Source organism: Inquilinus sp. YAF38, from assembly GCF_052113205.1.
Classification (GTDB): Bacteria; Pseudomonadota; Alphaproteobacteria; order DSM-16000; family Inquilinaceae; genus Inquilinus.
On sequence record NZ_JBFRCU010000152.1, the window covers coordinates 1 to 9,116 of the forward strand.

Annotated in this window: 9 protein-coding genes; 4 read left to right on the forward strand and 5 right to left on the reverse strand. The window is 68.1% G+C overall.

Going from position 1 to position 9,116, the window contains the following annotated elements:
* From AB4Z01_RS35000 to AB4Z01_RS35015, 4 genes are all read left to right on the forward strand, one after another.
* On the forward strand, positions 1 to 677 hold a 677-nt coding region (locus tag AB4Z01_RS35000), incomplete at its 5' end, for an SDR family NAD(P)-dependent oxidoreductase (protein ID WP_441701301.1).
* Positions 674 to 1,105 carry an HIT domain-containing protein gene (locus AB4Z01_RS35005; RefSeq protein ID WP_441701302.1) on the forward strand — a complete coding sequence of 144 codons (432 nt, stop codon included), beginning with the start codon at positions 674 to 676 and terminating at the stop codon, positions 1,103 to 1,105. The genes AB4Z01_RS35000 and AB4Z01_RS35005, both read left to right, overlap by 4 nt.
* A gap of 73 nt (positions 1,106 to 1,178) precedes the next feature.
* On the forward strand, positions 1,179 to 1,406 hold the full coding sequence (gene rpmE / locus AB4Z01_RS35010; RefSeq protein WP_429229227.1) for a 50S ribosomal protein L31: 228 nt from the start codon (positions 1,179 to 1,181) through the stop codon (positions 1,404 to 1,406).
* Between the two features lie 161 nt (positions 1,407 to 1,567).
* Positions 1,568 to 2,059, forward strand: a complete 492-nt coding sequence (locus AB4Z01_RS35015; RefSeq protein WP_441701304.1) for a DUF4304 domain-containing protein — start codon at positions 1,568 to 1,570, stop codon at positions 2,057 to 2,059.
* 22 nt (positions 2,060 to 2,081) lie between these two features.
* Here AB4Z01_RS35015 and AB4Z01_RS35020 read toward each other — a convergent pair whose 3' ends face one another.
* The 5 genes from AB4Z01_RS35020 to AB4Z01_RS35040 all read right to left on the reverse strand — a co-directional run.
* On the reverse strand, positions 2,082 to 2,816 hold the full coding sequence (locus tag AB4Z01_RS35020; protein WP_441701305.1) for a class I SAM-dependent methyltransferase: 735 nt from the start codon (positions 2,814 to 2,816) through the stop codon (positions 2,082 to 2,084).
* A gap of 58 nt (positions 2,817 to 2,874) precedes the next feature.
* The gene (locus AB4Z01_RS35025) at positions 2,875 to 4,869 is read right to left on the reverse strand and encodes a CHASE2 domain-containing protein (RefSeq protein ID WP_441701307.1); all 1,995 of its coding nucleotides are present in this window, start codon (positions 4,867 to 4,869) and stop codon (positions 2,875 to 2,877) included.
* 16 nt (positions 4,870 to 4,885) lie between these two features.
* Complete coding sequence (locus AB4Z01_RS35030; protein ID WP_441701309.1) at positions 4,886 to 5,569, reverse strand: hypothetical protein; 684 nt, start codon at positions 5,567 to 5,569, stop codon at positions 4,886 to 4,888.
* Positions 5,569 to 6,129, reverse strand: a complete 561-nt coding sequence (locus AB4Z01_RS35035; protein ID WP_441701310.1) for an AlbA family DNA-binding domain-containing protein — start codon at positions 6,127 to 6,129, stop codon at positions 5,569 to 5,571. Before AB4Z01_RS35035 ends, AB4Z01_RS35030 begins: the two co-directional genes overlap by 1 nt.
* A gap of 268 nt (positions 6,130 to 6,397) precedes the next feature.
* On the reverse strand, positions 6,398 to 9,116 hold a 2,719-nt coding region (locus tag AB4Z01_RS35040), incomplete at its 5' end, for a TonB-dependent receptor domain-containing protein (protein ID WP_441701312.1).

Sequence of the window (9,116 nt, forward strand, 5' to 3'; positions counted from 1 at the left end):
GTGCGGCGGTGGCGCTGACCGCGCGCTCGGCCGGGGAGATCGACGGCATCGCCCGCGAGCTGCGCGACGCCGGCGGCCGGGCCGTGGCCATCGCCGGCGACATCGGCGACGTCGCCTGGGCGGACTCGCTGGTCCGGCAGGCGACCGAGGCGCTGGGCGCGCCGACCATCCTGGTCAACAACGCCGGCATGGTCGGGCCGATCGGCCGGCTGCTCGACTGCGACCCCGCCGACTGGGCCCGCAACGTTACCGTCAACCTGCTCGGCGCCTATGCCGTGCTGCGGGCGGCGCTGCCGGGCATGATCGCGTCCGGCGGCGGCACGGTGGTCAATGTCAGCTCCGGCGCCGCCGAGAACGCCTATGAGGGCTGGAGCGCTTACTGCGCCGGAAAGGCCGGGCTGGCGATGCTGACCCGGTCGCTGCATCTCGAATATGCCGGCCAGGGCATCCGCGCCTTCGGCTTCCGCCCGGGCACGGTCGACACCGGGATGCAGGGCGAGATCCGCGCCTCCGGCATCAACCCGGTCAGCCGCATGCCGCGCGAGGCGCACGCCCCGCCGGAGCACCCGGCCCGGGTCATCGCCTGGCTGTGCGGCCCCGAGGCGCAGGACCTGGTCGGGCAGGAGCTCAGCATCCGCGATCCGGAGCTGCGCCGTCGCACCGGGCTGCCGTCATGAGCGCCGCGAAGGATTCGGGCTTCGTCCTCGACCCACGGATCGCGGCCTCGACCCTGCCGTGGCGCGACTGGTCGCTGTCGCAGGTGCGGCTGATGAACGACCGCCGCTTCCCCTGGCTGCTGCTGGTGCCGCGCCGGGCCAGGGCGGTGGAGTGGCACGCCTTGCCGCCGGAGGACCAGGCGGTCCTGCACCAGGAGACCATGCTGGCGGCCTGCGCCCTGGCCGCGGTGTTCCCGGCGATGAAGGTCAACATCGGCGCGCTCGGCAATGTCGTGCCGCAGCTCCACGTCCATGTCTTGGCGCGGCTGGCGGGTGATGCCGCCTGGCCGGGACCGGTCTGGGGCGCCGGCACCGCCGAGCCCTACGGCCCTGGCGAGGCCGAGGCGCTGCTGGCCCGGCTGGGCACGGTGCTCGAGGAGTCGACCTGAGTCCTGCGCATCCCTTGCAATCCGCGGCGGGGTCGCGTATACGGCCCCCTCGTTTGTGCGGAGCCGCCGGGCCATGAAGACCGATATCCATCCTCAGTACCATGAAATCAACGTCGTGATGACCGACGGGACCGAGTTCAAGACTCGCAGCACCTACGGCAAGGAGGGCGACACCCTCCGTCTCGACATCGACCCGAAGTCGCACCCGGCCTGGACCGGCGTGCAGAAGCTGGTGGATCGTGGCGGCCAGGTCGCCAAGTTCAACCGGCGCTTCGAGGCGTTCGGCCTGAAGAAGTCCTGATCGCGCGGCGCCCTGCGGGGCGCCTGCCGATGCTGGTGTGCGAGCCGGCCCCCGTGAGGGAGGCCGGTTTTTCGCATGGGTAATGCCGGGTCGGCTGGCCGACATACCTTCGACATCATGGCGGGCGACCCTGGCCGCAGCCAACGAGTCGCCGCCGCCCCATGGATCCTTTCGAGCACGCCCTGAACCGCCATCTCGCGCCCCGGCTGCGCGGCGCCGGCTTCACGCGGCGGGGCAGCACCTGGAGCCGGCGGCGGGGACTCTTCATCCATCAGGTGAACCTGCAGCGCTCTCAGACCAACAGCACGCTGGACTCGCGCTTCACCATCAACCTCGCCGCGACGCTGAACGTCGCCGGCGCCGCCGCAGGGCGGATGGTGCTGGAGGACGACTGGGTGTCGCGGCTTGACCCGGCGCTGCGTCCGCTCCGCATCGGGCAGCTCCGCCCCGGCGGCCAGGACCATTGGTATCGCTACCGGCCGGGCGACCCGGCCAGCGTCGATACAGCCTTGCAGGCAGCGTCAGCCGACCTCGAAGCCTATGGCCTGCCCCATCTCGACACAGCGCCCGGACCGCGGCAGTTCGGGCTCGCGCTCGTGATCGTCCCGGCCGAACGATTGTGGCGGCGTGTACGGCCGTCCCGGCTCCGCTGACGAGAGACCGGATGCGCTGATCTCAGGCCAGCCGCCCCAACGGGATGAAATCGCGCGACGACGGTGTCCAGGGGGCGCCGGTCCAGTCGCCCAGCCAGGTGTCGACCGCCAGCCCGGCCTCGCCGATCAGCCGTTCGAGCTGGTCGCGCGGCGGGAAGGCGATGCGCGAGCGTGAGGACAGGATCTGGCCGTCGGCGACGATCCGATAGAAGGTGCCGTAGGTCACGATGCCGGTGGCCGGGTCGTGCTCGACATCGTTCCAGGCGTCGACCGGGCCGAAGCGGGGATGCTCGATCCGCCGCGTTGACTCCGCCGGCGTCCACTCCCGCCATTCCTCCCGCGCCGGATTGCGGCTGTCGAAGATGAACCGGCCCTCCGGCGCCAGATGCGCTGCGATGGTGCGCAGCGCCGCCAGCTGGTCCTCCGGCGTCAGGAACACCTGGAAGGCATGGCCGGTCAGCACGATCAGATCGAAGCGCCGGCCCAGCCGGACGCTGCGGCCGTCGCCCCGGACCCAGCTCACCCGGTCGCCGCCGGGGCGGGCGCGGGCGATCTCTAGCATGGCCTCCGCCGGATCGACGCCGAACACCGTGCGCCCGCCCGCCAGATCCGCCGCCAGCCAGCCGGTGCCGCAGCCGAGGTCGAGCACGGAGGCGCGGCCTTCCGCCAGCGACCGGCAGAAGTCCTGGTCGGATGACCAGGCGTTCTCGACATCGTAGAAGCTGACCAGATCCGGGTCGTCGTAGAGTCGGTCCACCTTGGTCTCCGTTGCCGTCGGCTCACTTCATGGTATGGCACCGGCTGGTAATCCCTGCCTACTTCTCCGCGGCGATCGTCTCCCCGGCCCAGTCCTCGGGTGGCGGGCTGCGCTCATGCTCCGCGATGCGCACAGCATAGAGGTCGTAGAGCGCCGACAGTGACGGCTCGATCTCCCGGCACCGCAGGAAGGCCGTCCGCGCCTCGTCCCAGCGGCGGGCGCGATAGGCGGCGAGCGCCGCCTCATGCTGGCGGTCCAGCGCCTGATAGACGCCGTCCTCGGCGCTGCGATGGGCGAGCAGGGTGAAGACCGCGGCCGATTCTGTCCGGCCCTTGACCACCAGCCGGTCGAGCTCGATCAGCGCCGCGCGGCCGTCCAGGGCCTGGGCGGTGTCCGGCCCGATCACGGTGCCGACGCCGTAGCGCTTGCAGGCGCCCTCCAGCCGCGAGGCGAGGTTGACGCTGTCGCCCAGCGCCGAATAGTCGAAGCGCCGGTCCGAGCCCATATTGCCGACCACGCAGGTGCCGGTGTTGATGCCGATGCCGATCGCGATCGGGCCGGCCAGCCCCTCCCGTTGCAGCGTGTCGTTCAGCGCCGCGATCTCCGCCAGCATCCGGCGCGCGGCCTCGATTGCATGGGCGGCGTGGTCCGGGTCGTCCAGCGGCGCGTTCCAGAACGCCATGACGCAGTCGCCGATGAACTTGTCGATGGTGCCGCCGGTCGTCAGCACGGCCTCGGACAAGGGCGTCAGGATCCGGTTCAGCAGGCGGGTCAGGCCCTGCGGATCCTGCTGCATTCGCTCCGACAGGGTGGTGAAGCCGCGGACGTCGCAGAACAGCACGGTCAGCACCCGGGTCTCGCCGCCCAGCTGCAGCTGGCCCGGATCCTGCGCCAGGCGCGAGACCATGGATGGCGCCAGGTAGTGCTCGAAGGCGCGGGTGATGCGGCGGCGCTGCGCCTGCTCGCGGGCGAAGCCGTAGCCGCCCTGGACGATGATGGCGGCAGTCGTCCCCAGCATCGGCAGCACCGGCGGCAGCCACACCCGGCCGAAGCGCAGCAGGGCGTAGCTGCCGGCGGCGATGACGATCGCCAGCAGCGCCAGGGCGGCCAGGGACGGCACAGGCCCCAGCCGGCGGGTGCCGAAAAGCGCAACCAGCAGCAGCGCCGCCAGCACCGTCGGCGACAGCCAGGCCGGCGCCGGGGTGATCCACAGCCGGTGCACCAGGTTGTCGAGGATGGTGGCCTGCACCTCCGCCCCGGCGGTCAGGCGCCCGGTCTTCACCGTATAGGGCGTGACATAGGCGTCGGCGCCGCCGCTGGTGATGGTCGGCACCGCCTGCAGGCTGAAGCCGACGATGGCCGCCTTGCCGGACAGGAAGCCGGGCGGCAGCATCGTCTCCGGCTCCAGCGCCTGATAGTAGGACACGGTCGGATAGCTGCGCGGCGGCCCGAAATACTGCAGCAGCGCACCGGGCGGCGGCGCGGCCTCGTGCCCGGCCAGGCGCGCCAGCACCCCGGCGAACGGGTCGGGCACGTTCGGCAGGCGCCGCAGCACGCCGTCGGAATCGAGATCGACCGAGGCCACGCCGGAGCGGGCGCCGCCGGCCAGCAGCAGCGCCAGCGGCTCGGTCCGGATTCTTTGCTCGAAGCGCTGGTCGGCGATGGCGGTGATGTCCGCCRCCAGCACCGTGTCGCCCGCCAGGGCCGCGGCCAGGGCGGCATCCTCGGCCGGYTGCGACGGCTCGGCGAAGACGATGTCGAAGCCGATCGGCCTGGCGCCGGCGCGGCGCAGTGCCTGGGCCAGCCCGGCATGGACGCTGCGCGGCCAGGGCCATTGCCGGCCGATCTCGGCGAAGGACGGCTCGTCGATCGCCACGATCACCGCGCTGTGCGCCGCCGGCCGCGGCGGGTCGTAGGTCGAGAACAGGTCGAAGGCCCGGTTCTCCACCACCTGCCAGCCATTCGATGCTGCAAGGGGCACGAGGCCGGCGAGGAGCAGCGCCGCCAGCAGCAGCGGCAGCCACAGGCTCCCATGGACCCGGCCCTTCGCCATGCCTTTAACTAGCGGCTTAGAACTGCTTCCTGAAAAGTCTATTCTGATCGGACCGGATGAGGGATTGATCTGGATTCCATCCAAATCGATCGAATAGTTCGATCGCTATATAATTCGACTCGTCTATTGCGTCCCCTTCGAGGGAGTCCGACAGAATTTTTCGATCTATTACGATGGACGATGCTGTCGTCATTTTTGTGTCGAAAAACGGAACACGATCATCATCCATCCACAATTGGCGATTTTCCGTGTTTCCCAACGTTATGCTGAGTTCGACGCCAGCAGAGTAGAGATTCCTTGTGGACAGGCGGCGTACAAATTCGACAACCTCTGTTACGAACCAGATTGCGCCAATGACGCTGATCACGCGGCCCTTCGGACGTCTCTGAGTGCCGGTACGAATATCCTCTGTTAGAGCTTTATAGTGAAGAAACTGAGAACTACGATACATGCGCCAAAACTCTATATGATGATACCAATCACACCAATTCTGAGCAAATTCATCGCCATTGTCGTTGCCGCCATGTTCGCTGTCATGGCTGATGTGGGGATAATCCCATCCTCGCAGGGATACGCGGGATTTCTCAACAATTTCACGGCACTGAGCTAGCAAAAGTTTGTTGTCGAGAGGTTGAAGCGGGCGGACGTTGACGCGCCAGTACCCATTCTCAGTGATCCGATCTAGCAATCCGTCACGCATTAAAGCCCCCCGAGTTCTGCATCATAGTCGTAGGCAGGCTCCTGTTCGGCCGCAAATCCCATCCTGCGCATCCTGCGCATGCCGCGACTCACGGCTGTGTCGATGACGTCTCTGAGCTCCATATAGTTGGAGATCCTGGCGCTTTGAGGACGCCGAGCGCGGCTACGGAAATATATTGTGCCTTGATGGACATCAGCACCATCTCTCCGACAAATGACTGGAATCGTTTCGAATGGGCTCACGTCGATGACAACGTATTTGAGCCCGTTGCGATCTTCAACAACATGGCGGGTGAAAATTACAAGTGGATCGGCGAACGGTGCAATCTGATCTCTCATGTGATCAATCGCGTATGTTGCAATCTGAGTCTCGCTCAAGCCCTGACGAGCGAACGTTTGATCTGCAACGCCGACAATAATTCTGCCACCATCCTGAATATTTGACATAGCTAAAATGTCTTTTACAAAGATATTTTTATTCCAGTCGATCGCTGCCTTGAATTCAATTCGGTCTGTTTCCTCAGCTCCGTCTAACAAGGACTCGAGCTCGTCTGTATCCATCTTTCACCGGCAATGTTAATATGGCCCATGGTTTGTAGGGAATGATCGCAATTTAGCAGGTAGTCGGACCGGACGCCATCCCGTCACCTGAACTCCAAGAAGCTACAAAGTAGCATCCGCCGACGTTGATGGCCCCAACATTCCTCTGATAATCGGTGTTGTATTTCGGTCGAAGGACTATAAACAGAATACAAGCCTCACATCACGCGGGATTACGCGGTATCAGAGAAAATAATCCTTTAATGGTGCTTTTATTCCGGTCAGACCGCTAGAACCGGAGCGACGCAGTGGCGGCGATCAGCCGGCCCGGCGCCTCGACCCCGAAGGCGGTGTCGTACTCCTCGTCGAACAGGTTGCGGATCACGAAGCCCAGCGCGAGGCGCTTGTCCAGCGGCTCCCAACTGATCGCGATGTTGGTGCTGCCGAAGCCGTCGATCTCGGGCAGCCCCGGCCCGCTCGATTGCGGCCCGGCCCAGACCCGCTCGATCTGCGCCCGGATCTGCAGTGGATGCACCCAGACCGCGCCGATCCGCGCCGTCCAATCCGGCACGAAGGGGATGCGCTTGCCGTCGTCGATCCCCTCGGTGACCTCGGACCGGATCAGCGAGGCCGAGCCGTAAATGCCGATGCCGCCGTCGAACCAGAGATTGCCGGCGGCGGTGACCCGGTCGGTGCGGCCGCGCTCGACCTCGACCGTGGCCAGCTGGGTCGAGGGATAGGCGAAGGACAGGTTCTCCAGCTCCTGGTGCTGGCCCTCCAGGCTGGTGAAGATGTGCGGCGTCCACTCCGCCTCCCAGCGGGCGGTGTAGCTGGTGGCGACGCCGCCGGCGTCCAGGGGCAGGGTGTCGGCCAGGATGCCGACGGTGTCGACCGGGGCCAGGGTCAGGTTGCCCGGTGTCTTGGCGCCGCGCTGGACGGCGGCGCGCAGCCAGTGCCCCTCGACCGGCGACCAGGCCACGCCCAGCCGCGGCTCCAGCACCACCTCCGGCACCGGCCCGCCCTTGTCGGCGCGGACGATGCCGGTGCCGAAATCGATCCGCAGGTCGGGGGAGGGGGTCCAGCGGCCATAGGCGAAGACTCGGCCCAGCGTCTGGTCGGTCTCGCTGCGGGTCGTGTCGCTGAACTGATCGGACTGCACCTCTCGCCCGAAGATCTTGATCGACCTCCAGGCGGTCTCGTCCAAGGCGAAGGTCGATCGCGTCGACAGCACCTCGAAGCCGTACTGCACCGTGATGTCGCCCGTGCCCCACAGATGGGCCAGGCCGCCCATGGTGGTGTCGCTGCGCTGCTTGATGATGTCGTCGGCGCGGATGTCGTAGCTGACGATCTCCGGGAAATCGACGTCGGGGATGTCGCTCAGCAGCGTGCGGTTGAAATCCCGGCGCTCGACATGGCTGCGCTGGACCATGGCGGTCAGGCGGCTGCGCTCGCCCAGGCGATAGCCGAAGGCCAGGCCGCCGGACACTGCCCTGGTGCGCTCGCTGGCGAAGGGGGTGGGCGCGAACAGCGTCCCGGCGATCTCGCTGCCGGCCTCGCCGCCGTCGATCCAGGCGGCGAAGCTGCCGCCCAGCCCCAGCTTTCCGGCCAGGCGGGCGCTGCCGGTCCAGCTGTCGCTGTCGTCGCCATGGTCGTCGCCGTCATTGTCGACCCGGGCGAAGCTGGCCCGGAAGGCCAGCGGGATCGGGGCGATGGTGTAGCCGTCGATATCCACCCCCTCGCTGTGGCCGAGCGTGTCGCCGACCGCGACGATGCCGCCGGTCAGCTGCGCGTCCAGGAACGGCCGCGGCAGCAGGTCGGTCCGGCGCTGCCGCGACGACGCCAGGGTCGGGTCCAGCAGCAGCGACTGGATCTCCGACGACAGCGCCGCCGCGTCCGGCACGGCCGGGTCGGCGCCGAACACGGTCGGCTGGGCGAGCACCGAGCGGCCGAGATAGCTGGCGGCGCTGAACGGGTCGTCGGTGCGGTCGTTGTAATAGCGGCCCCAGTCGATCAGCCCGAGATTGGCATAGGCCGCCAGCAGCGGCGGTCCCAGCCGATTGCCGAGATTGGCAGTGCTCAGCGCCAGGCTGCCCTGGTTGGCGCGCGCGGCGATCTCGCGGGCGTTGCGGATCGCCTCGTCGGCCTCGGCCTCGTCGATGGCGATGATGGTCCGCATGTTGGGGACCATCGGATCGTTCGGGTCCAGCCGGTCGGCATTCTCCAGCGTCTGTTTCGCCTGCTTGGTGTCGCCCAGCGCGTATTGCGCCGCGGCCAGCCCCTGCAGGTTCTCCGACGAGGCCGGGTTGGCGGCCGAGGCGGCGAGGAACTTGTCCAGCGCGCCGTCGATGTCGCCGGTCTCGAAGGCCAGGATGCCTTCGCCGACCAGGGTGATGCCGGAGTCGGGATCGATCGCCCGGGCCTGGCCCAACAGCGCCCGGGCCCGGTCGACCATGCCGGCCTCGATATAGAGGATCGCCTGGTTGACCCGGATGTTGGCGGCGTCGGGGTCGAGCGCCGCGGCCTTCTCCAGCGCGGCATCGGCCTCGACCAGCCCGCCGCGGATGTCGTGCAGCATGCCGAGGTCGTTCCACGCGTCCGCATTGCCCGGTGCCTCGCCGGTGGCGCGGCGCAGCAGGGCCAGCGCACCGTCCGGGTCATTGGCGAAGGCGACCTTGTAGTTGGCGGCCATGCGCAGCGCCTCGGGGTCGTCCGGGTCGATCGCCAGGGCGCGGTCGACCGCCTGCCGCATCCCCTCCCGGTCGCCCAGCACCTGCGCCGCCGTGGCCTCGCTGATGGCGATGTCGAGGTCGCCGGGGAAGCGTCGGCCGCCCGCCTGCAGCGTGGCGTAGGCGGCCGGCAGGTCGCCGCGGATCGCCTGCAGCCAGGCCAGGCCGTCGATCGCGAGCGGATCGTCGCCGGCCGCGAGCTCGCGCTCCATCGCTGCCGGGTCGACGGCCTCGCCGGAGGCGCTGCCGGCGAAGAAGCGGCCCAGCCGGGCCAGCAGGCGC